Raw genomic sequence first — 21,458 nt, 5'->3', positions numbered from 1 at the left:
ACCAGGACTCGGGCTGCTCGGGATGGTAGTCGAATTCGGCGTGCCCATAAGGTTGGTTCGACTACCGTCTCGTTCGCACTAGTGCCCCGCGGCCGAGATCGGTAAACCACCCGGGCAGTGAACAGGAGAAAATGACAGTGCGTTCGTCGGTTCTGGTAGCCGCCCTGACGATGTCGATCGCCGGGCTGCTCGGCGGTTGCAGTGCGGGCACGTCGACCGACCCGGCTTCCGGGCCCATAGTCGTCGGAGCGGGCAGCACCGACCTCTCGCAGCTGCTCGCCCAGATCTACGCCGGGGGACTGCGGTCGACGGGAACGGACGTCGAGGTGAAGGAAGACCTGGGAGATCGGGCCGACTACCTCGCGGCGCTGGACCGCGGTGAGGTGACGATGGTTCCCGATCTGACCGGGGACCTGCTCCGCACCTTCGACGCCACATCATCGGCAACCGAGGCCGAGGACGTGTACACCGAACTGAACCGATCACTGCCCGCCGGGTTGTCGGTGGGGGATTACGTGACAGCAGAGGATCGACTTGCCATCGCGGTGGCGTCGGACAATGCGGTGGACGACGGAACGACGGTGGCCGAATTTCTGCGTCGTACCGACGTGACGGTAGGGACGGTCGAGGGGGAGGTACATCCGATGGACGTCAGGACAGAGGGTGTGGGCAGCCCGAGCTTCACCGGGGCCGGCTTCTCGGAGTTCATGGTGTATCCGGACGCACAGTTCGCGGTCGACGAGCTGAATTCCGGGGCGGTGGCCGCACTTGCCATTCGCACCGCGTCGTTCGGCCCGCTGGCGAAAGACCTGACAACGCTGCCCGACGACGACAGCGTCTACCCAGCGCAGAACGTGGTGCCGCTCTATTCCAACGGAGTGCTCGAGGAGAGTGCGCTCGAGTCGTTCTCGGTGGTGGCTGGGGAGCTGACGACAGCGGACCTCGCCGACATGATCGGCGAGGTCCGCAGTGGTGTTCCGTCAGGCGAGGTCGCCGGCCGTTGGCTCGGTGAGCGCAACCTGTGACGCGCCGACCGTGGGGGTGGCTCTGACCTTGCGGCCGAGGTACGAGCCCATGTGCTGGACGGCCTGAGCCGCCTCACGCAGGATCGATGCCTGTAGATGGGCCACGTGCCAGAGCTTCTTGTACTCCACGTGTTCGAGCTCAACGCCCGACAGACGCAGCTTGTCCGCGAACGCGGTGATCTGCGCGTACAGCACCTCGTCGGTGCCGACGTGCATGACGATCGGGGGCAGTCCGTCCAGGTTTCCCAACAGTGGGGCGAAGCCCTGGTCCAGTGGATCGCCTGCACCCAGATAGGCATCGGCCGAGCTGTACGACCATCCGGTGTTGACCACGAGATCGCGGTCCTTGACGGCGTCGCGCGCACCGGGATCGACCCAGGGCGAGATCAGGCCGAGGGCGGCCGGGCTGGTGCCGTCGTCCACCAGCCGCCGGGCGGTGGCGACGGTCAGACCGCCACCGGCCGAATCGCCGGCGATGGCGATGCGCTCGGCTGCGAATCCGTGGGACCGGACCAGCTCGCGGAACGCCGCCACGGCGTCGTCCAGACCTGCCGGGTACGGGTTCTCCGGGGCCAACCGGTAGTCGAGCACGTAGACCGCGCTGGCCGATTCCCGCGCCAGATGCGCCGCGAGCGACCGGTGCGTGTTGATCGAACCGATCGTGTATGCGCCGCCGTGCAGGTAGAGGATTGCCGTGTCGCGTTCGGTCGCACCGACGGTGACACGCTCGGCTTTGCGTCCCGCGAGCGTCAACTTCTGCGAGACCGTTCCGTGCGGAAGTGTCTGCGCCGGAGCCGCGGCCTCGAGAAGTGCCCGCTGCGCCCGGAAAGACAGGCGCGGATTGAGCGCAAGGCGGTAGAACGGCTTCAGTGCCGCCGCGACGATCGGCAGGGGAACGTATAAGGACTTCACGGGCGCGCCTACTTCTTCGTGCGCGGCAGCGCGCGCTTGGATACCGCCGCGATCAGGCCCTGGTATCGCGAACCGGTGATGCGCTGCAGCAGATCGAGGGCGATCGCGTCGGAACCGATGAGTACCCGGCCCTTGCCCTTCTCGACGCCCTTGAGAATGGTCTTGGCCGCGTCGATCGGGGTGGTCTTGGCGAGCTTGCTGTCGAAGAACTTGGCCACGTCGGCCTGATCGAAGTTCTCGGCGACCGTGGCGTTGCGGGCAATGGCGGTCTTGATGCCGCCGGGATGCACCACGGTCACCTTGACCGGTGCCTTGGAGATCAGCATTTCCATCCGCAACGACTCGCTGAATCCGCGGACGGCGAACTTTGCGGCGTTGTACGCGGACTGCGACGGCATGGCCAGCAGGCCGAAGAGGCTGGAGATGTTGATGATGTGGCCGTCGCCGGAGGCCTGGATGTGCGGCAGAAATGCCTTGGTGCCATTGACGACTCCCCAGAAGTCGACGTCGACGATGCGCTCGATGTCCTTGAACGAGGACTTGTCGACGTCACCGTGGTACGCGATCCCGGCGTTGTTGTAGATCTGGTTGACCTTGCCGAAATGCGCGACGACGGCCTCGGCGTAGTCCAGTACGGTCTCGCGCTGGGACACATCCAAGAAATCCGACTTGACCTCGGCACCCAACGCCTCGACGCGTCGGACCGTCTCGTCCAGTCCTGCGGTGTCGACGTCGGACAGTGCCAACTTCGCTCCCCGCCCGGCCAGCTCGAGGGCCAGAGCCCGGCCGATTCCCGAACCCGCGCCGGTGACTACGGCGACCTTGCCTGTGAATGTGCTCATCGTGCGGACACCTTGTCTGTGTTGTTGCCGGCGGAGGTGTTGGCCGACGATCCGGAGGGCAGGTCGGCGGTAGCGACGCTACGGTACGCATCGAGATCGAAGTTCTTGGTCATTCTGCGGAACTCGAAGGTGAAGCCCGGCCACAGTGTCGTGTTGTTGCCGTGCTTGTCGAGGTACCAGCTGGCGCACCCGCCGTTCATCCAGACGCTCTTGGCGAGCTGATCCTGGAGCGTGACGTTGTATTCGTCCTGCACGTCCTTGCGCACCTCGATGGTGCCGATGTCGTGCTTGTCGATCGTGTTCAACGCGTCGACCAGGTAGTTGATCTGCGACTCGATCATGAAGACCATCGAGGTGTGTCCGAGGCCGGTGTTGGGCCCCACCAGGAAGAACATGTTGGGGAAGTTGGCGACCGCTGCGCCCTTGTAGCCCTGCTGGCCACCGTCGTCGAAGGTTTCGGCCAACGTGCGACCGTCCTTACCGGTGATGCCCTGGTAGGCGGGGGAGTCGGTGACGTGGAAGCCGGTGGCGACCACGAGCGCGTCGATCGGGCGCTCGGTGCCGTCCTTGGTCACGATGGAGCCCTCGCGCACCTCCGCGATGCCGTCGGTGACGAGGTCGACGTTGCTCTGGGCGAGTGCCGGGTAGTACGCGTTCGAGATCAACATGCGCTTGCAGCCGATGCGGAAGTTCGGCGTCACCTTGGCGCGCAGCGCCTTGTCCTTGATCTGGGTGCGCAAGTGGTTCTCCGACGCCCACTGCAGGGGCTTCATGAAGGCCGGAGCCTTGGCCAGACCGACGACCTGGGTCTCACGCATCGCGTAGATGCCGGCGCGAGAGAGACGCTGGAATCCGGGAACGTGCTTGAAGGCGAAGCGCTCGAGCTTGGTGTACGGCCGATCGGCGCGGGGAAGAATCCACGGCGCGGTGCGCTGGTACACGTCGAGATGCTGTACCTGGCCTGCGATGGCCGGCACGATCTGAATCGCCGACGCACCGGTGCCGATGACGGCGACGCGCTTGCCGGCGAGCGAGACGTCGTGGTTCCACTGGGCGGAGTGGAAGACGTCGCCCTTGAAGTCGTGAATGCCCTTGATGTCGGGCAGGTTCGGCTCGCACAGTGCGCCGACGGCCGAGACGACGATCTTCGCGGTGTAGTTGCCGGAGGTGGTCTCGACATCCCAGCGGTTGGTCTCCGCGTTCCAGCGGGCCGAGGTCACGTCCGTGCCGAATACGTGCTTGTCCATGACGCCGTACTTGCGCGCGACTCCGGCAATGTACTTCTGGATCTCGGGCTGCGTGGAGAACGACCGGGTCCAGTCCGGGTTCAGGGCGAACGAGTACGAGTACAGGTGCGACGGCACGTCGCAGGCGGCACCGGGGTAGGTGTTGTCGCGCCAGGTGCCGCCGACGTCGTGGCCGCGTTCGATGACGACGAAGTCCTTCTTACCTGCCTTCGTCAGCTTGATCGCGGCACCGAGGCCTGCGAAGCCGCTGCCGATGATCAGCGTATCGACGTGACGCGGCGTCGTTGCACGGTCCGAAGTATCTGTTACGGGAAGACTCATGTAGGGGAGCGTAGAAGCTTATTGAGTGTGAGTCAATAGTTATTGACTAACATTCAGTAGGGTGGTTGCATGGCGTTCGTGAACAGCCCCGGCGCATCGACCACGAAGAGGACCAGGCTCAGTCCGCAGCAACGACGAGCGCAACTGATCGAGCTCGGGACCGAAATGCTCGCCGACCGCCCGCTCGAGCAGATCTCCGTCGAGGACATCGCAGACCAAGCAGGCGTCTCCCGGGGTCTACTGTTCCACTATTTCGCCTCCAAGCAGGAGTTTCACCTGGAAATAGTTCGTGAGGCGTCCCGGTCGATGATCGAGCGCACTGCTCCCGATCCCGAACTCGACCCCTTCGAGATCCTGCGCGACTCCATCGCCAACTACGTCGATTACGTCGCCGAGAAGCGCGATACGTTCATCTCCCTGCTGCGTGGCACCGCGAGCGGAGATCCCCTGATGCGCGAGGTGTTCGAACAGACCCGCACCACCATGGCCGAGCGCACGCTCGCGCAACTCGCCGGACTCGATATGGAAGTGACCCCCACCATCGACCTCGCCGTCCGCGGTTGGATCGCCTTCGTGGAGGAAGCGACCATCACCTGGCTCCGGGATCCGCACATCACTCGCGAAGAACTCATCGACCTCAATGTCAACGCCCTGCCCGCCGTGGCCCTGGCCCCGAGCATGATCTCCGCACTCCTGGGAGCCGACGCGGACACCGACACCGACGCCTGAGCGCCCCGGCCCCGCCCCCTGATCCCCGCCCCCGGCCCCCCCGCCCCCCCCTGCCGCGTCAATGGACCGTTGCACCCCTCAGACGTATGCAAGGGTCCATTCACGCACAACCGAGGTGTGCGTCAATGGACCGTTGCACTGCCCAGACGTATGTAGTGGTCCACTGACGGCGAAGTTGGGTGCGTACGAACGACAACAGCGGCCCACCCCCGAAGGAGTGGGCCGCTGTTGTTACCGAACTGTCTAGTCTTCGCCGACCTTGTTGAAGGCCTCGTCGATGATTTCCAGTTGCTCGACGGCATGCACCTTGCTCGATCCCGACGACGGGGCGGACATTGCGCGACGCGAGATGCGCTTGATGCCGACCAGCTTCTCGGGCATGAGCTCGGGCAGTGCGAGACCGAAGAAGGGCCACGCACCCTGGTTCGCAGGCTCTTCCTGAACCCAACGGAACTCGGTTGCGTTCGGGTAGCTCTCGAGTGCTTCCCGGATGCGGCGGACCGGCACCGGGTAGAGCTGCTCGACGCGAACGATCGCAACGTCGTCGCGATTGTCCTTCTGCTTGCGAGCGAGAAGCTCGTAGTAGAGCTTGCCGCTGACCATCAGCACTCGCTTGACCGCGCTGCGGTCGCCGGTGCCGGTGTCGTAGGTGGGCTCGTCGAACACCGAGTGGAACTTGCCGTCGGTGAAGTCCTCGATATTGCTCACTGCTGCCTTGTTGCGCAGCATCGACTTCGGGGTGAAGACGATGAGCGGGCGACGAATGCCGTCACGCGCGTGCCTGCGCAGCAGGTGGAAGTAGTTCGCGGGGGTCGAGGGGAGCGCGACGGTCATCGATCCTTCGGCACACAGCGTCAGGAAGCGTTCGATGCGTCCGGACGTGTGGTCGGGACCCTGACCTTCGTGGCCGTGCGGCAGCAGCAGCACGACGTCGGAGAGCTGACCCCACTTGGCCTCACCGGAGGAGATGAACTCGTCGATGATGGACTGCGCACCGTTGACGAAGTCGCCGAACTGCGCTTCCCACATCACCAGTGCGTCCGGGTTGCCCACCGAGTAGCCGTACTCGAAGCCGACGGCTGCGAACTCGCTGAGCGCGGAGTCGTAGACCATGAACTTGCCGGGGTTGTCGCTGCCGATGTTCTGCAGCGGGGTGTACTCGGCACCGGTCTTGCGGTCGATGATCACCGAGTGGCGCTGGGTGAACGTGCCACGGCGGGTGTCCTGGCCGGAGAAGCGGATGTTGCGTCCCTCGTCCACCAGCGATCCGAGTGCGAGCAGTTCGCCGAAGGCCCAGTCGACCTTGCCCTCGTGCGCCATCTCGCGACGCTTCTCGAGCACCGGCTTGACGCGCGGGTGCACGTTGAACCCGTCGGGAACGTCGAGGTGCGCATCGCCGATGCGGTGCAGCACGGCCTTGTCGACCGCGGTGGTGAGCTTGGCCGGCAGCTGCTGGTCGAGTTCGACCGACTCACTCGGCTCCGGGGTGTACTTCTCGAGTTCGCGTACCTCGTTGAAGACGCGTTCGAGCTGGCCCTGGTAGTCGCGAAGTGCGTCCTCGGCTTCCTTGAGCGAGATGTCGCCACGGCCGATGAGCGATTCGGTGTAGCTCTTGCGGACGCTGCGCTTGGTGTCGATCACGTCGTACATCGCCGGCTGCGTCATCGACGGGTCGTCGCCCTCGTTGTGACCGCGACGGCGGTAGCAGATCATGTCGATGACGACGTCCTTGTGGAACTTCTGACGGAAGTCCACCGCGAGCTGAGCGACCCAGGCACAGGCCTCGGGGTCGTCGCCGTTGACGTGGAAGATCGGCGCAGCGATCATCTTCGCCACATCGGTGCAGTACTCGGACGAACGCGAGAACTCCGGTGAGGTGGTGAAGCCGACCTGGTTGTTGACGACGATGTGCACGGTGCCGCCCGTGCGGTAGCCCCGCAGATCGGACAGGTTCAACGTCTCGGCGACGACGCCCTGGCCGGCGAATGCAGCGTCGCCGTGCAGCATCAGCGGCAGTACGGAGTAGCCGCCCTGACCGGTGCCCTTGTCCAGCAGATCCTGCTTGGCGCGGACGAGACCTTCGAGGACGGGGTCGACGGCTTCGAGGTGCGACGGATTCGCGGTGAGCGAGACCTTGATGTCGTTGTCGCCGAACATCTGGATGTACGTGCCCTCGGCACCGAGGTGGTACTTCACGTCGCCGGAGCCGTGTGCGGCGGCCGGGTTCATGTTGCCCTCGAACTCGGTGAAGATCTTCGAGTAGGGCTTGCCGACGATGTTGGCGAGCACGTTCAGACGGCCGCGGTGCGGCATACCGATGACGACCTCGTCGAGGGCGTACTCGGCGCTCTGGTCGATGACGGAGTCCATCATCGGGATGACCGACTCGGCACCTTCGAGCGAGAAACGCTTCTGGCCGACGTACTTGGTCTGCAGGAACGTCTCGAATGCCTCGGCGGCATTCAGCTTGCTCAGGATGTACTTCTGTTGCGCCACAGTCGGTTTGACGTGCTTGGCCTCGACGCGTTCCTGCAGCCACGAGACCTGCTCGGTCTCGAGAATGTGGGTGTACTCGACGCCCACGTGGCGGCAGTACGAGTCGCGCAGAACGCTGAGCACGTCCCGCAGCTTCATCTTGTCCTTGCCGTGGAATCCACCGACCTTGAATTCGCGGTCGAGGTCCCACAGCGTGAGGTCGTGGCTGATCACGTCGAGGTCCGGGTGCATCCGGAACTTGTCCTTGGTGAACTGCAACGGATCGGTGTCGGCCATCAGGTGGCCACGGTTGCGGTACGCCGCGATGAGCTCGAGCACGCGGGTGTTCTTGTCGACCGTGCCCTCGGGCAGATCCTTGCGCCAACGAATGGGCTCGTACGGGATCTTGAGCGAGTGGAACAGCTCGTCGTAGAACTCGTCGCTGATCAGCAGGTTGTGGATCGTCTTGAGGAAATCGCCCGACTCTGCACCCTGAATGATGCGGTGGTCGTACGTCGAGGTCAGCGTCATGAGCTTGCCGACGCCGAACTCGGCGAGACGCTCGTCGCTGGCACCCTGGAACTCGGCCGGGTACTCCATGGCACCGGCGCCGATGATGGCACCCTGACCGTTCATCAGACGTGGCACCGAGTGCACGGTGCCGATTCCGCCGGGGTTGGTCAGCGAAATGGTGACGCCCTGGAAGTCCTCACCGGTGAGCTTGCCGTCGCGGGCACGTCGCACGATGTCCTCGTACGCGTTGTAGAACTGCGTGAACGTGAAGTCCTGCGTGTTCTTGATGGCAGCGACGACGAGGGAACGGTTACCGTCCTTGCCGGGCAGGTCGATCGCGAGACCGAGGTTGATCGCGGCCGGGGTGACGGCGTTCGGCTTTCCGTCGACCTCGGCGAAGTGGCGGTTCATGCCCGGGAACGCCTTGACGGCCTGCACGATCGCATAGCCGAGCAGGTGCGTGAACGAGATCTTGCCGCCGCGGGTACGTGCCAGGTGGTTGTTGATGACCAGGCGGTTGTCGACCATGAGCTTGGCCGGGATCGCACGCACGCTGGTTGCAGTCGGAATCTGCAGCGAGGCAGACATGTTCTTCGCCACCGCTGCGGCAGCGCCACGCAGAATTTTGCTCGACTCTTCACCGAACTCTGCTGCGGCGGGCTTGGCGGGAGCAGACTTGGCGGGAGCTGCCTTCTTCTCGGCGGGCTTGGCAGCAGCGGCAGGCTTCGAGGCTTCGGCCTTGGGAGCGGCAGCTTTCGGTGCTGCCTTCGGTGCTTCGGCCTTGTCGGGAGCAGAGGCGGCCGGCTTGGCTGGGGGCGCGGGTGCTGCGGGGGGAGCGGACTTGGTCGAGCTACCGTTCGAGGCTGCGCCGTTACCGGCCGCACCGTTGGAGCCGGTGGTCTCGTCGGTCACTGCATCGGGGTCGTAACCGGACAGAAACTCGTGCCAGCTCGCGTCGACGGATGAGGGGTCCTTCTTGAATCGCTGGTACATCTCGTCGACCAGCCATTGGTTTTGTCCGAATTGGGTAGTAGAGCTGCTGCTCACGGCAGTAGTTCGCCTCGTTTCTGTCTTCGTTCCCGTTCAGCGCGCGTACGTGTCCAGGCTAGACCGTTGGTCCAGCTCACGTGCGTCCGGGACGTAGCTGTGATATGTACTCACCGGTAACCATCGGCCTCGTTGTCGATGACTCCTTGGACTATCGAATTATTCCCCCGGTTCGTTTCGGCTGCAGTCCACAGTTTCGCGTAGAAGCCGCCCTGGGCCCGCAGCTCCGAGTGCCGTCCTTGTTCCACGATACGGCCGCCGTCGACCACCACGATCAGATCCGCTCGCGCGGCGGTCGCCAATCTGTGCGCGACGATCACGGCCGTTCGAGTACGCGCGACGGCAGTGCCGGCCGCGAGCACCGTGCGTTCGGTTGCGGGGTCGAGGGTGGCGGTGGCCTCGTCGAGCAAGAGGAGGTCCGGGTCGACCAACTCGGCTCTGGCCAGTGCGATCAGCTGGCGTTGACCCGCCGACAACCCTTGGCCACGCTCGCCGACCGGTTGATGCATACCGCCTCGAAGTGCAGCGATGGTGCTCAGTGCCCCCACGGATCGAGCCGCGTCCTCGATGTCGGCGCGGCTGGCATCGGGCCTGCCGTAGGCGATGTTCGACGCGACCGTTCCGGTGAACAGATGGGCTTCCTGCGGTACGACGCCCAGTCGGTGCCGGTAGTCCGAGAGGCGATAGTCGCGCAGATCGTGGCCACCGACTCGTACCGACCCGGAGGTCGGATCGTAGAACCGGGCCAGCAGTTTCACCACCGTGGATTTACCTGCCCCGGTCCGTCCGACCAACGCGACGGTGGTGCCCGCCGGGATGGTGAGATTTACCTCACTGAGGGCATCGGAGTGTGCTCCGGCATACCGAAAGCCGACGTCGACGAGATCGACATCGGCGCGCAGGCGTCCGTCGGGAAGCGCCGTGGTGGCCGCAGCGGTGGCGGTTTCGATCGAACTCGTGGTGCGCAGCAGGTCGCCGATCCGGCCGATACCGACCCGGGCCTGCTGATAGCCGTCGAACACCTGCGAGAGCTGCTGGATCGGTCCGAAGAGCAGCCCGAGATAGAGCACGAACGCCACGAGGGTGCCCGCTGTGGTGGTGCCCGTGGCGATCTGGTGTGCGCCGACGAACACCACGACGGCGAGCGCGATGTCCGAGAGCAGAGTGATGAGCGGGAAGAACACCGAGATGGCGGTCTGCGATCGCATTCGGCTCGCCCGGTAGCGGTCGGAGCGTTCGGCGAACCGGGACGCGGCGTACTCCTCGCGTCGGTACGCCTGCGCGGCGCGCAGTCCCGTGACGTTCTCCTGAAAATCGGCGTTGACGATCGAGATGCGCTCGCGGGAGGTCGAGTACGCGGCCGAGGAGACACGCCGGAAGATCACGGTGGCGACGGCGAGAGGCGGTACCACGGCAAGTGCCACCAACCCGAGGACCGGGTCGGTGAACAGCAGCGCGGCCGCGATGCCCACGACGGTCAGCACGCTCACCACCGCCGTCGATGCGCCGGTCTGGATGAACGACGAGAGCGCGTCGACGTCGGTGGTCATCCGGGTCATGATGCGGCCCGACAGTTCGCGCTCGTAGTAGTCGAGACCCAGCCGCTGAATGTGCGCGTAGCTACGCACACGGAGTCCGAAGAGCACTCGCTCACCTGCGCGCGCGGTGATGACCGTCGTCCAGCAGACGACGAACCAACTCGCCGCTGCCAGCACGACGCCGATCGAGGTGGCGATCCACAGGGTGTTGGAGTCTCCGCTCGCCACTCCGCTGTCCACCGCATAGCGAACGAGAGAGGGAAAGGCGATCGAGGCCAGCGAGTCCAGTGCGAGGAGCACCACCACACCCGCGAGCAACAATCGCACCGGGCTCAGCAATCGCGACAACCGGAACTCCGGGTCGGGTCGACGCAGTTCGGTTCCCGATGCGCCTGGTTGCTCCGTGGCCGGCGGCAGTGCCGCGACTGCCTGCGAGATCGCCGGTGTCGGTGCGAGCGAGCCGAATGCCCCGGCCATCGCAGTTCCGTGACCACCGCCGCCTCCGGGCGCGGGTGTCGCGGCTGCGACCGACGATTCCGGAGAGGTGTCGGGCCAGAGCATCTCGGCGGACGGGCTCGCGGTCGGCTCCGAGGCGGCGTAGTCGTTCGATTCGCCGTCGCCGCCGGCCAGGAGGGCCCGGAACAGCGGACAACGCTGATCCAGCTCGTCCACAGTTCCGGTGTCGATGATGCGACCGTTGTCGAGGACGGCGACGCGGTCGGCCAGGGTCAGGGTCGAGCGCCGATGCGCGAGCACCAGAGTCGCTCGGGTACGGACGCCGCGCAGCGCGTCGAAGATCGATGCCTCGGTCTCGGCGTCCACCGCGGAGGTGGCGTCGTCGAGGATCAGAATGCGCGGCTCGACGAGAAGAGCGCGGGCCAGGGCTATTCGCTGGCGCTGACCGCCGGAGAGGGTGAGGCCGCGTTCGCCGACGAGGCTGTCGTAGCCCTCGGGCAACGCGTCGATGAAGGCCGACGCCTGCGCCAGGCGCGCCGCGTTCTCGATCTCCTCCGTGGTGGCGTCGGGCCTACCGAGGGCGATGTTGGCGGCAATGGTGTCGGAGAAGAGGAACGGCTCGTCGAACACCAGCGACACCGCCGCGCGCAGCGACGTCGAGTCGAGGTCGTCGATATCGATGGCCGTCCCGTCGGACGTCAGCTCGATGTGCCCCTCCGACGGTCGGTAGAAGCGGGGGAGCAGCAGGGCGAGTGCCGTCTTCCCCGAGCCCGCGTGTCCGACGACGGCGACGGTTTCCCCGGGCGAGATGCTCAGGTCGAGGCCGGTGAGCACATCGCGTTCGGGCTCGAATCCGAAGGTCACCTCGGAGATGCGGACACCGAGCGGGCCGTCGGGCAGCGCGACCGGCTTCGAAGGTTCTGGGTCGGACGGTTCGGTGTCGACCACCTCGTAGACGCGCTCGACGGCCGCGCGGGAGAGCTGGGCCATGATCACCACGGAGGAGACGGTGCGGGTGACGGCGGACAGCGTCGCGACATACGTGGCGAACGCCAGGAACGTGCCGATGGTGATGTGACCCTGCAGGGCGAGGTAACCGCCAAGGGCGATGACTCCGACGAGGCCGAGTTGGGGGATGGTGGCCATCGAGGGGGCGAAGCGCGAGTTGATCTTGGCCGACCGCATGCGCTCGGCGAAGAGCGTGCGGCCCAGCGCTTCGATGCGGTCCACCGCCCGGGCTTCCTGCCCGAACCCCTTGACCACTCGAACGCCGGTGACGGTTTCCTCGACATGTTGGGCCAGATCCGCTGCGCGCTGTTGCGCCGACCACGTGGCCGCGAAGAGAGTCGGACGAATGCGATAGACGACGATGCTCACCGCGGGGACGATGAGGACCGCGACGACGGTGAGCAGCGGCGAGAGATACGCCATCACCACCAGTGCCAGTACGAACTGCAGAACGGCTCCGGCCGACAGGGGCACCATGGCCAGCAGGCCCTGCACCAGTTGCAGATCGGTGATCGACCTGGAGACGACCTGGCCGGTGCGGATCTCGTCCTGCTTGCGTCCGTCGAGTCGCTGCAGTGAGGCGAGCAGGTCGAGGCGCAGATCGTGCTGGACGTCGATCGAGAGCCGGCCGGCGAGCATGCGTCGACCGAACTGGCACGCGAACCGCACCACACCCAACAGTGCGATGGCGGCGGCGACGGTGGCGATCTTCTCGCCCCTGCCTGCGGTCGCGTCGTCGATGGCCAATCGGGTGAGCAGCGGGAACGAGATGTCTATGACTGCGGCGATCATCGTCACGCCCAGCGCGCCGAGTGCGGTGCGCCGATGCAGCATGCACTGCGCGATCAGACGTCTGATCCACCCGCGCCGAGCACTCGACGCGGGTTCTGCGCCGTCGAGTGCCGACGAGCTGCGGCCGGGTGCCGCACGGTCCTTCACCGCATTACTGTGTGCCATCGATAGAACACGGTAGACCCGAGCACCGACACGGTTCGCCTGCGAACACCTGGTCCCTCACCGACCTCAGTCGATGTCGCGGGTGCGGGCCAGAAACCAGCCGACACCGATGAGAATTGCGGCCCACAGCGCGAGACCGAGCGGTGCCCACGGCCACGACGCCAGATCGCCTGCGTCGTCGAGTTGAGTCGCTGCCATGGTCGGCAGGGTCAGGTTCGACGGGAGCGCCACGGCGACCGATCCGAGCCCGAGTCCGAACAGGATCAACGAGATCAGGCCCTCGCCGAACGGCAGCCACGCGACGAGCACGATCGCGGCCCACGTCGGAGATTTGAGCAGCAGACCAAGGCCGGCGCCGATCATCGACCACAGCACGACGGCGAGGAGGCACGACGCCACCACGCCGATGAACGCGCCGTCCAACAGCACTGTCCGCTCGTTGAAGATCAGCAGGCAGATCAAGCTGGCCAGCAGTACCACCAGGCCGTACCCGAGCCCGAACAGCGCTGTCACGATGAGTTTGGCGGCGATCACCCCGTCGCGGCCGCGAGCGGTCAGGAAGCTGGTGGTGATGGTCTTGTGGCGGAATTCGGTTCCGGCGTTGACGGCACCGAAGATGCCGGCGAACAGAATCGCGGCACCGGCGGCGACGTAGAGGCCGATCGACGCGACCCCGCCGGAAATGTCGAGGTCCTCCTCGAATTCGCCCAGCTGATTCGCGATCACCGACGTGATGACGGACGCGAACACCCCGACGACGATCGGTGCGATGGCCAGTGCCCACCAGAACTTCAGCGTCGTGACCTTGCGGATCTCCGACGTCAGCAACGCGTTCATCGCGGACCCCCGTTCCAGTTCTGCGGCGGTGGGCCGTAGCCCGGCGGTGGACCGTAACCCTGCGGCGGCCCGCCGTACGGATTCTGCGGAACGGGTGCCGCGGTGTACTGGCCCGCTGTCATCGAGAGGAAGACCTGCTCGAGGTCGACGTGTTCACCGGTGGTGCCGAAGATCGTCACCCGGGCGTCGGCCGCGATGCGGGCGATCGTGGCCGCGTCGGGACCGGCGACGCCGATGCGTCCGTCGGGCAGCAGTTGGCTGTCGTTGAACCCGCTCGATGCCAGCGCCAATGCCAGGGCCGCGGGGTCCGATGCGGCAACGAGGACGCGGCTCGGACGCGTCGATCGCAGTTGCGCGATGGAACCCTGGTACACGAGTGCACCGGCGCTGACGATCACCAGGTTGTCGACGGTCTGCTCGATCTCCCGCAGGATGTGACTCGATACCAACACAGTGCGCCCCGACGCTGCGAATGCCTTCAGGAAGTCGCGGAGCCAGGCGATTCCTTCGGGGTCGAGACCGTTTGCGGGTTCGTCGAGCACGAGGATTTCCGGATCCCCCAGCAGCGCGGTCGCCAATGTGAGGCGTTGTCGCATGCCGAGGGAGAAGCCGCCTGCGGCGCGGTCGGCGGCGTCACCGAGGCCCACCAGATGCAGCACGTCGAGGGAGCGACTGTCCGGCACGCCGATCGCGGCGGTGTAGATCTTCAGGTGATGTGCTGCAGTGCGCTTGGGGTGGAGGCTCAGAGAGTCGAGGACGGCTCCCACCGTGCGAGCCGGGTGGGTCGCCGTTCGGAACGGAGCGCCGTTGACGAGGCCGACACCCGAGGTGGGAGCCACGAGTCCGAGCAGCATGCGCAGCGTTGTCGTCTTGCCCGATCCGTTGGGGCCGAGGAATCCGGTGACGGTGCCCCGCGGCACGACGAAGCTCAGGTCCGAGACCGCGCGAACTGTGCCGAACTGCTTGGTCAGTGCTTGCGCTTCGAGCGCCGCTCCCGGATAGCTGGTCATCTGTGCGCATTCCCCCTGGCCGTTGGTCACCTCGAGCACCGGTTGCACGCGGCAACCGGTACCCGAGGCTACGGGGTGCGACCGACACCGTCGCGAGAGCGCCTTCTTCCGTCAGCGATGCAACGCCGCGGCGATCTCTCGGTAGGTCTCGAGCGGATCGGCATCGTCGGGGAGCGAGTGCAGCGTCACGTGCGAAGCGCCCGCGTCGAGGTGTTCGTTCAATCGGGCGGCGATCGCGTCGGCCGTACCGTGCGCTACCAGTGCGTCGATGAGTCGGTCGCTACCGCCGTCGCCGATCTCCTCGTCGGAGTAACCGAGCCGGTTCAGATTGTTGGTGTAGTTGCGCAGGTGGAGGTACGGGTTGTTGACCGGTGGTCGGCCGATCGAGCGGGCCTTCTCCGGGTCCGATTCGAGGACCACCTTGTGTTCGGGTGCCAGGATCTTGTTCGGTCCCACTGCCTCTCGTGCTTCACGGGTGTGCTCGGGCGTCGTGAGGTACGGGTGCGCACCGGCGGTGCGGGCGGCGGCCAGCGCGAGCACCTTCGGGCCGAGCGCGGCGAGCACGCGCCGCTCCACCGGAACTCCGGCGGCATCGAGTTCGTCGAGATACGCCACCAGAGCGTCGTACGGCTTGGTGTACTCCTGCACCGCCTCCGGGTGGCCCGCACCGATGCCGAGGACGAATCGTCCCGGGTGCTTCTTCTCTATCCGGTGATACGACGCGGCGACGTCGGCCGCTGCGTCCGACCAGATGTTGACGATGCCGGTCGCGACTACGACCGTCTCCGTGGCGTCGAGGATGTCCTCGGTGGTCGTCAGATCCGCGGGCGGGGAGCCGCCGAGCCAGATGGTCCCGTAACCGAAGGACTCGATGGCGCGGGACAACTCCGGCGTGAACGCCGAGTGCAGTCGCCAGACGCCGTACTTGCCGAGTTCAGGTGTGGAGGTCATGTTCGATGTCAACGCAGCAGCCTCTCGAAGATTCCGGGCATTCTCATTCGTCCGGTTCGATGATGCGATTCTCCGGGAACCGGGCCGGGGGTGGACCGAACGCGTCGCGTGCGTTCTTGATGACACCCTTGCCCACTGCGCGGTTGCCCGCCCCGCCGATCGCCGCACCGATTCCGGCGGGCAGCATCTTTCCGACCAGCAGCGCACTGCGCTTGGCGAGGTATTTCGAGATGAACTTCTTCACCAGCGACTTGTTCATGCTCGTCATCGAGCCGCCCGGGATGCGGGAGGTGATCAGCGGTCCCCAGTTCTTGGCGGTCTTTCCGACTGTCCGTTGCACGATCTGCATGCCCGATTCGCCCAGTGCGACCGACAGCACCAGAGCGCGTCGTTGCTGGTGGTTCTCCACCGGAATGCCGTGCACGGACGCAACCGACAGAGTCAGCAGTGCCGAGGACTCGATGAAGAAGGCGGTTTCGGCACCCACTGCGGCGAGCGAGGCGACGGTCCCGACGCCGGGGATCGCCGCTGCGCCGCCCACTGCGGAGCCGCTGCCGGTGACCGCGAGGAGAAATCGCTTCTCCAGGCGTTCGATGATCTGAGCCGGGGTGTCGTACGGGTGTGCTCGACGCACGTGCGCGACGTACTTCTCGACGGCCGGTCCCTGCAGGCGGCTGGCGTTGTCGAGAATGTTGACCAGCGCACGTTCGAGCTTGCCTCCGCCCCCGACCTCGACCTGTGCGTCGTCCTTCTTTCCTGCCATCGATGCCTCTTTCGGTCGCGAGTGTGGTTGGCCGTTCGGCAGGGAGCGTCAGCGCACCCAGTGATCGGGCGGAACGAGCTCGTCGGGCTTCGGCGGCGGGGGAGCGGTTCCGTCGCCGAACGGCGATCCTCCCAGGGCTTCGCGGCCGTGGGGTTCGAGCCACCCCGCCAGGTCCGGGCCCTTGGGCACGATTGCCGTCGGATTGATGTCGGTGTGCACCTCGTAGTAGTGCCGCTTGATGTGGTCGAAGTCGACCGTGTCGCCGAACCCGGGGGTCTGGAACAGATCGCGTGCGTAGTTCCACAGCACCGGCATCTCGCTGAGCTTGCTCCGGTTGCACTTGAAGTGGCCGTGATAGACGGGATCGAAGCGTACGAGGGTGGTGAACAGCCGCACGTCGGCCTCGGTGATGTGGTCGCCGACGAGGTACCGCTGCGTGGACAGGCGTTCGACAAGCCAGTCGAGGCGGGCGAACAGCTGGTCGTAGGCCTTCTCGTACGCCTCCTGGGATCCGGCGAATCCGCAGCGGTAGACACCGTTGTTGACGTCTCGGAACACGAGGTCGGCAACCTCGTCGATCTCGCTCCGCAGTGCCTCGGGGTAGAGGTCGGGGGCACCGTCGCGGTGGTACTGCGTCCATTCGGTGGACAGGTCGAGGGTGATCTGCGGGTAGTCGTTGGTGACGACCTCGCCGCTGGGAACGTCGACGATGGCGGGCACGGTGATGCCGCGTTCGTAGTCCGGGAAGCGGGCGAAGTAGGCGTCCTGCAACCTCGGGATCTGCAACACCGAGTCGACGCCGCCCGGCTCTTCCTGGAAGTTCCAACTGCGCGGGTCGTGGGTCGGCCCCGGAATGCCGAGTGACAGAACGTCTTCGAGTCCGAGCAGCCGACGAACGATGATCGAGCGATGAGCCCACGGGCAGGCTCGCGCGGCGATCAGACGATACCGTCCGGGCTCCACCGGATAGCCGTCCCGGCCGTCTGCGGTAATTCGCGTCGGGATGTAGTTGGTGTCGCGCTTGAATTCCTTGCCCGGTTCCACGTATGCGGCATCGTCGGCCATGCTTTCGAACTCCTCACATCGTTCACGTTCTGGCGCCGCTGGCGCTCTTCTCGACGCTACCCAGTTCGAAGCCACCTCAACCGGGTCACGGTCCGAGCACCGCAGTGTGGCACGCGCCGATTTCGACATAGCCCAGCCGCGCGGCGAGGCGTCGAGCAGTGGTGTTCTCGGGTCGTGATCGCCACTGCGGGATCAAGCCCTCGTCGATGGCGTCGTTGGTAGCCAGGCGGCCGACCACCTGAGCGTGACCCCGTCGGCGATGATCCGGGTCGGTCAGGACGCGCATGTCGGCCAGGATCAGCTGCTCTTCCGAGTAGCCGGCCGAGGCGAGCGAGTGCGCCGAGTCGGCCGGTCGGTCGTCACCGAGCAACGTGAACCAGTTCCGCGAGACCGGCTCTCCGAACGCCTCGGCGACGTCGGCCTCGCTGCAGTGCGCGGCGAGGTTGCGAGCGTGCGCGGCATCGTGGGAGATCAGTGGGTCGTGCACGTCGATGGAATGGCCGATGTCCGTGCCGTAGGCCAGCGTGTGAGTATCGATCTCGTAGCGCTCCGAGCGGCTGCCCAGCAGTGACGAGACCCAGTCGCGGTCGGTACCGGCCTGGCCGGCGAGAGCGCGGGAGGCATCCACGGCCCAGGGCGGACCGACGATCGCGGTGGTCTCGGCCAGTCGCAGCACGGTGATGTCCTCGGTGGCAACGACATGTTCGACGCGGTCCGCGTCGGTGTCGAGGGCCCGATCGTCCATCTGCAAACGTCGACACCAGGCCAACCGGACGATGTCGAGTTTGTGCCGATCGAATGGGCCCGCGTCGGGTAGAGGGGAATTCACCACAGAAACTGTAGCCACAGGGCCGCTGGGCACCATTTCGGTTTCACCGTCCCAAAGCAATCTTTCGAACTTTTTCGCCCCCGGTGTTTCGCTCAGCGCCGATAGATGGCAGACTCACTTTTGAGATTAGAGCTTCGACGTGAAGATCTAGCTCGCTTACAGAAGGTTTACAGAATGACGCAGGGCAGTGTGAAGTGGTTCAACGGCGAAAAGGGCTTCGGCTTCATCGAGCAGGATGGTGGCGGACCGGACGTTTTCGTTCATTACTCGGAGATTCAGGGTAGCGGCTTCAAGTCGCTCGACGAGGGCCAGCGCGTGGAGTTCGAGGTGGGCCAGGGTCAGAAGGGCCCCCAGGCTACCGGCGTCCGCGCCATCTGATTCAAGCTTCGTAACCCGACTTCTCCTGGCGGAGTGACCTTCTCGAAGTAATCTCCACCAGAAATTCGGTGACAAGGCCGGATACACGGAAGAAATTCCGAGTATCCGGCCTTCGTCTGTTCGAACGGGACATCGACTACGGACGGTGTCCTTTTACGTGCTCGATGGGGCATTGTGTGCAGTATGTCCGATTGATGCCCAGGTCAGAGCATTGTCCGGGTTGCTCTCCGTCGAACCATGGCCCTATATTCCAACTGGAATAATTCGATGGGGATATGCAGATGTGGGGTGAGGTTCGATGCGAGGGGACGCAGTGAATCCGCTGGGGGTCTCGGTCCTCGCCCTGCTCTCGGAGGGGCCGATGCATCCCTACGAGATGTATCAGCTCCTTCTCGAGCGCAAGGAGGACCGGATCGTCAAGATTCGCCCCGGTTCGCTCTACCACGCAGTTGCTCGACTCCACGGGCGAGAGTTGATCACCGAGGTCGGAACCGACCGCGGGGGTAACCGTCCCGAGCGCACGACCTACGAGATCACGCCCGCCGGCAGGCGGGTTCTCGTCGACCGGCTGGCCGAGATTCTTCGCTCCCCGGTGCGCGAATATCCACAGTTCACCCTGGGCCTGTCCGAGATGCACAACCTCCCGGCATCCGAGGCGATCGCGTTGCTCCGTGCGCGTACCGAAGACCTGGCTCGAGAGATCGAGGAACTGTCCGGATTCCAGCGCCTGGCGCGAGAACGCAACGTATCCGAAATCTACTGGGCTGGAATCGATTACACCTACCACATGCTGGACGCTGAAGTGAAGTGGTTGACGAGCTACATCGATCGCGTCGACAGCGGCGAGCTCGAGTGGCCGCATGCCTTTCCGCACAGCACACCACCCTGACCGATCGGCACCTGCCACACGACCCCGACGCCTCGGGGAACTGCCACACGACCCCGACGCCTCGGGGAACCAGGAGAACGCAATGAACGCCGTCGAGACCGCCCCGCTGCACAACGACATCAGACCGTGGCCCGCCCTGTGGGCGCTGTGTCTCGGGTTCTTCATGATTCTGGTGGACACCACCATCGTGGCCGTCGCTCAGCCGGCGATTCTCAGCGGTCTGAACACGGACATCAACAACGTCATCTGGGTCACCAGCGCGTACCTCCTGGCCTATGCCGTTCCACTCCTGGTCACGGGTCGGATGGGGGACAAGTTCGGCCCGAAGAACCTGTACATCGCCGGCCTCGTGCTCTTCACCCTCGCGTCCGTGTGGTGTGGACTGTCGGGATCGATCGAGATGCTCATCGCGGCGCGCGCGGTTCAGGGTCTCGGCGCTGCGATGATCACCCCGCAGACGATGGCCGTGATCACCCGTGTGTTTCCGGCGGAGAAGCGCGGAACTGCGATGGGAGCATGGGGCGCAGTCGCAGGCGTCGCGACGCTCGTCGGGCCGATTCTCGGCGGTGTTCTGGTCGACTCGCTCGGCTGGGAATGGATCTTCTTCATCAACGTACCGGTCGGAATCGTCGCAATTGCGTTGGCGCTGAGGTTCGTTCCGGTGTTGCCGACCAACGATCACAAGTTCGATCTACTGGGAGTTGCGCTCAGCGCCATCGGGCTCTTCTGCATCGTCTTCGGCATCCAGGAGGGTCAGAAGTACGACTGGGGTAACGGCGTCTGGATCCTCATCGGTGTCGGGTTGCTCGTCTTCGCGGGGTTCGTCTACTGGCAGTCCGTGAACAAGAACGAGCCGCTGGTGCCCTTGGCACTGTTCCGTGACCGTAACTTCTCGTTGTCCAACATCGGTATCGCAGCCATGGGCTTCGCGATGTCCGGCATGATGCTGCCGATCATGTTCTACGCGCAGAGTGTCACCGGTTTGACACCTACCCGGTCGGCGTTGCTGTTCGTGCCGATGGCGCTGCTCACCGGAATCCTCGCGCCCAATGTCGGCAAGCTCGTCGACAAGACGCATCCTCGCTACATCGCCGGTTCGGGGCTGTTCATCCTCGCGGCCGCCTTACTGTGGTTCGCGTACGAGATGACGCCTACCACCGCAATCTGGAGACTGCTGCTTCCGGTCGCGGCGATGGGTGTGGCGAATGCGTTGATCTGGTCTCCCTTGGCGGCCACGGCAACCCGCAATCTGCCGATGAGTCAGGCGGGCGCCGGCTCGGGCATCTACAACACCACCCGCATGATCGGCTCGGTTCTCGGTAGCGCCGGCATCGGCGCGCTCATTCAATCGAGGCTGGCCGCAGAGCTGCCGACCGGTGGATCTGCAACGGGGGCAAACGAATTCGCCGGTCGTGTGCCGGAGATGCTGCGCGACGGATTCACCACCGCCATGGCGCAGTCGCTGATCCTGCCCGCCGTCGTGCTGATCGTCGGCATGATCGCGGTCTGCTTCTACGCCCGACCCGCGTTCAAGTAGTCCATGTGAGCGGAACTTCGTGACGGGTTCACGTGGTCGTCGCAACGAGCAGTCGTTTGTTGTACTCCTCGAGGGGAGTATCCCATCCCAGGGTTTTTCTGGGGCGGTTGTTCAGTAGCGCGGCGACCT

16 protein-coding genes are annotated in these 21,458 nt (G+C 65.2%); 5 read left to right on the top strand and 11 right to left on the bottom strand.

What is annotated here, in order from left to right:
* The first annotated feature begins 131 nt into the window (after positions 1 to 131).
* The gene (locus MTX34_RS17990) at positions 132 to 1,025 is read left to right on the top strand and encodes a glycine betaine ABC transporter substrate-binding protein (RefSeq protein ID WP_243610286.1); all 894 of its coding nucleotides are present in this window, start codon (positions 132 to 134) and stop codon (positions 1,023 to 1,025) included.
* On the opposite strand, the gene MTX34_RS17985 is transcribed toward MTX34_RS17990, so the two are convergent.
* Genes MTX34_RS17985 through MTX34_RS17975 form a run of 3 tightly spaced genes read right to left on the bottom strand, consistent with a single transcriptional unit; the run spans position 981 to position 4,347 of the window.
* The gene (locus MTX34_RS17985) at positions 981 to 1,937 is read right to left on the bottom strand and encodes an alpha/beta hydrolase (protein ID WP_243610285.1); all 957 of its coding nucleotides are present in this window, start codon (positions 1,935 to 1,937) and stop codon (positions 981 to 983) included. The genes MTX34_RS17990 and MTX34_RS17985 overlap by 45 nt on opposite strands.
* A gap of 8 nt (positions 1,938 to 1,945) precedes the next feature.
* Positions 1,946 to 2,779: an SDR family oxidoreductase gene (locus MTX34_RS17980; RefSeq protein WP_068053168.1), complete on the bottom strand. Its 834-nt coding sequence runs from the start codon at positions 2,777 to 2,779 to the stop codon at positions 1,946 to 1,948.
* Entirely contained in the window at positions 2,776 to 4,347 is a 1,572-nt protein-coding gene (locus MTX34_RS17975; protein ID WP_243610284.1) for an NAD(P)/FAD-dependent oxidoreductase, read from the bottom strand. Before MTX34_RS17975 ends, MTX34_RS17980 begins: the two co-directional genes overlap by 4 nt.
* 69 nt (positions 4,348 to 4,416) lie before the next feature.
* Here MTX34_RS17975 and MTX34_RS17970 point away from each other — a divergent pair, with 69 nt between their 5' ends.
* Positions 4,417 to 5,076, top strand: coding sequence for a TetR/AcrR family transcriptional regulator (locus MTX34_RS17970; protein ID WP_243610283.1), 660 nt, complete (start codon positions 4,417 to 4,419; stop codon positions 5,074 to 5,076).
* A gap of 243 nt (positions 5,077 to 5,319) precedes the next feature.
* On the opposite strand, the gene MTX34_RS17965 is transcribed toward MTX34_RS17970, so the two are convergent.
* The 8 genes from MTX34_RS17965 to MTX34_RS17930 form a co-directional block, all read right to left on the bottom strand.
* Complete coding sequence (locus MTX34_RS17965; RefSeq protein WP_243596875.1) at positions 5,320 to 9,111, bottom strand: multifunctional oxoglutarate decarboxylase/oxoglutarate dehydrogenase thiamine pyrophosphate-binding subunit/dihydrolipoyllysine-residue succinyltransferase subunit; 3,792 nt, start codon at positions 9,109 to 9,111, stop codon at positions 5,320 to 5,322.
* A gap of 110 nt (positions 9,112 to 9,221) precedes the next feature.
* On the bottom strand, positions 9,222 to 12,947 hold the full coding sequence (locus MTX34_RS17960) for an ABC transporter ATP-binding protein (RefSeq protein ID WP_243596932.1): 3,726 nt from the start codon (positions 12,945 to 12,947) through the stop codon (positions 9,222 to 9,224).
* 189 nt (positions 12,948 to 13,136) lie between these two features.
* Positions 13,137 to 13,907, bottom strand: a complete 771-nt coding sequence (locus tag MTX34_RS17955; RefSeq protein WP_243596876.1) for an ABC transporter permease — start codon at positions 13,905 to 13,907, stop codon at positions 13,137 to 13,139.
* Positions 13,904 to 14,917 carry an ABC transporter ATP-binding protein gene (locus MTX34_RS17950; protein ID WP_243610282.1) on the bottom strand — a complete coding sequence of 338 codons (1,014 nt, stop codon included), beginning with the start codon at positions 14,915 to 14,917 and terminating at the stop codon, positions 13,904 to 13,906. Before MTX34_RS17950 ends, MTX34_RS17955 begins: the two co-directional genes overlap by 4 nt.
* 111 nt (positions 14,918 to 15,028) lie before the next feature.
* Positions 15,029 to 15,868 carry an LLM class F420-dependent oxidoreductase gene (locus MTX34_RS17945; RefSeq protein ID WP_243610281.1) on the bottom strand — a complete coding sequence of 280 codons (840 nt, stop codon included), beginning with the start codon at positions 15,866 to 15,868 and terminating at the stop codon, positions 15,029 to 15,031.
* 43 nt (positions 15,869 to 15,911) lie between these two features.
* Complete coding sequence (locus MTX34_RS17940) at positions 15,912 to 16,631, bottom strand: hypothetical protein (RefSeq protein WP_243596879.1); 720 nt, start codon at positions 16,629 to 16,631, stop codon at positions 15,912 to 15,914.
* A gap of 48 nt (positions 16,632 to 16,679) precedes the next feature.
* Positions 16,680 to 17,696 (bottom strand): glutathione S-transferase family protein, encoded by a 1,017-nt coding sequence (locus tag MTX34_RS17935; RefSeq protein WP_243610280.1) that lies wholly within the window; start codon positions 17,694 to 17,696, stop codon positions 16,680 to 16,682.
* Positions 17,697 to 17,781: 85 nt separating this feature from the next.
* Positions 17,782 to 18,525: a GNAT family N-acetyltransferase gene (locus MTX34_RS17930; RefSeq protein ID WP_243596881.1), complete on the bottom strand. Its 744-nt coding sequence runs from the start codon at positions 18,523 to 18,525 to the stop codon at positions 17,782 to 17,784.
* Positions 18,526 to 18,699: 174 nt separating this feature from the next.
* Between MTX34_RS17930 and MTX34_RS17925 the strand changes: the two genes are divergently transcribed.
* The 3 genes from MTX34_RS17925 to MTX34_RS17915 all read left to right on the top strand — a co-directional run bounded on the left by MTX34_RS17925 (position 18,700) and on the right by MTX34_RS17915 (position 21,329).
* Positions 18,700 to 18,903 carry a cold-shock protein gene (locus MTX34_RS17925; RefSeq protein ID WP_008714360.1) on the top strand — a complete coding sequence of 68 codons (204 nt, stop codon included), beginning with the start codon at positions 18,700 to 18,702 and terminating at the stop codon, positions 18,901 to 18,903.
* A 298-nt stretch (positions 18,904 to 19,201) separates the two neighbouring features.
* Complete coding sequence (locus tag MTX34_RS17920) at positions 19,202 to 19,792, top strand: PadR family transcriptional regulator (RefSeq protein WP_243610279.1); 591 nt, start codon at positions 19,202 to 19,204, stop codon at positions 19,790 to 19,792.
* 82 nt (positions 19,793 to 19,874) lie between these two features.
* On the top strand, positions 19,875 to 21,329 hold the full coding sequence (locus MTX34_RS17915; protein ID WP_243610278.1) for a DHA2 family efflux MFS transporter permease subunit: 1,455 nt from the start codon (positions 19,875 to 19,877) through the stop codon (positions 21,327 to 21,329).
* Positions 21,330 to 21,458: the final 129 nt, after the last annotated feature.

It is taken from the genome of Rhodococcus sp. ARC_M5, assembly GCF_022810405.1.
GTDB lineage: Bacteria > Actinomycetota > Actinomycetes > Mycobacteriales > Mycobacteriaceae > Rhodococcoides > Rhodococcoides navarretei.
This window is presented reverse-complemented; position numbering and strand designations above follow the sequence as displayed.

Bases quoted from the DNA above. Each gene is read 5' to 3' on its own strand.
- MTX34_RS17990 (WP_243610286.1), top strand. From the start codon at position 132: ATGACAGTGCGTTCGTCGGTTCTGGTAGCCGCCCTGACGATGTCGATC.
- MTX34_RS17980 (WP_068053168.1), bottom strand. From the start codon at position 2,779: ATGAGCACATTCACAGGCAAGGTCGCCGTAGTCACCGGCGCGGGTTCG.
- MTX34_RS17975 (WP_243610284.1), bottom strand. From the start codon at position 4,347: ATGAGTCTTCCCGTAACAGATACTTCGGACCGTGCAACGACGCCGCGT.
- MTX34_RS17970 (WP_243610283.1), top strand. From the start codon at position 4,417: ATGGCGTTCGTGAACAGCCCCGGCGCATCGACCACGAAGAGGACCAGG.
- MTX34_RS17960 (WP_243596932.1), bottom strand. From the start codon at position 12,947: ATGCTGCATCGGCGCACCGCACTCGGCGCGCTGGGCGTGACGATGATC.
- MTX34_RS17955 (WP_243596876.1), bottom strand. From the start codon at position 13,907: ATGAACGCGTTGCTGACGTCGGAGATCCGCAAGGTCACGACGCTGAAG.
- MTX34_RS17950 (WP_243610282.1), bottom strand. From the start codon at position 14,917: ATGACCAGCTATCCGGGAGCGGCGCTCGAAGCGCAAGCACTGACCAAG.
- MTX34_RS17945 (WP_243610281.1), bottom strand. From the start codon at position 15,868: ATGACCTCCACACCTGAACTCGGCAAGTACGGCGTCTGGCGACTGCAC.
- MTX34_RS17940 (WP_243596879.1), bottom strand. From the start codon at position 16,631: ATGGCAGGAAAGAAGGACGACGCACAGGTCGAGGTCGGGGGCGGAGGC.
- MTX34_RS17935 (WP_243610280.1), bottom strand. From the start codon at position 17,696: ATGGCCGACGATGCCGCATACGTGGAACCGGGCAAGGAATTCAAGCGC.
- MTX34_RS17925 (WP_008714360.1), top strand. From the start codon at position 18,700: ATGACGCAGGGCAGTGTGAAGTGGTTCAACGGCGAAAAGGGCTTCGGC.
- MTX34_RS17920 (WP_243610279.1), top strand. From the start codon at position 19,202: ATGCGAGGGGACGCAGTGAATCCGCTGGGGGTCTCGGTCCTCGCCCTG.
- MTX34_RS17915 (WP_243610278.1), top strand. From the start codon at position 19,875: ATGAACGCCGTCGAGACCGCCCCGCTGCACAACGACATCAGACCGTGG.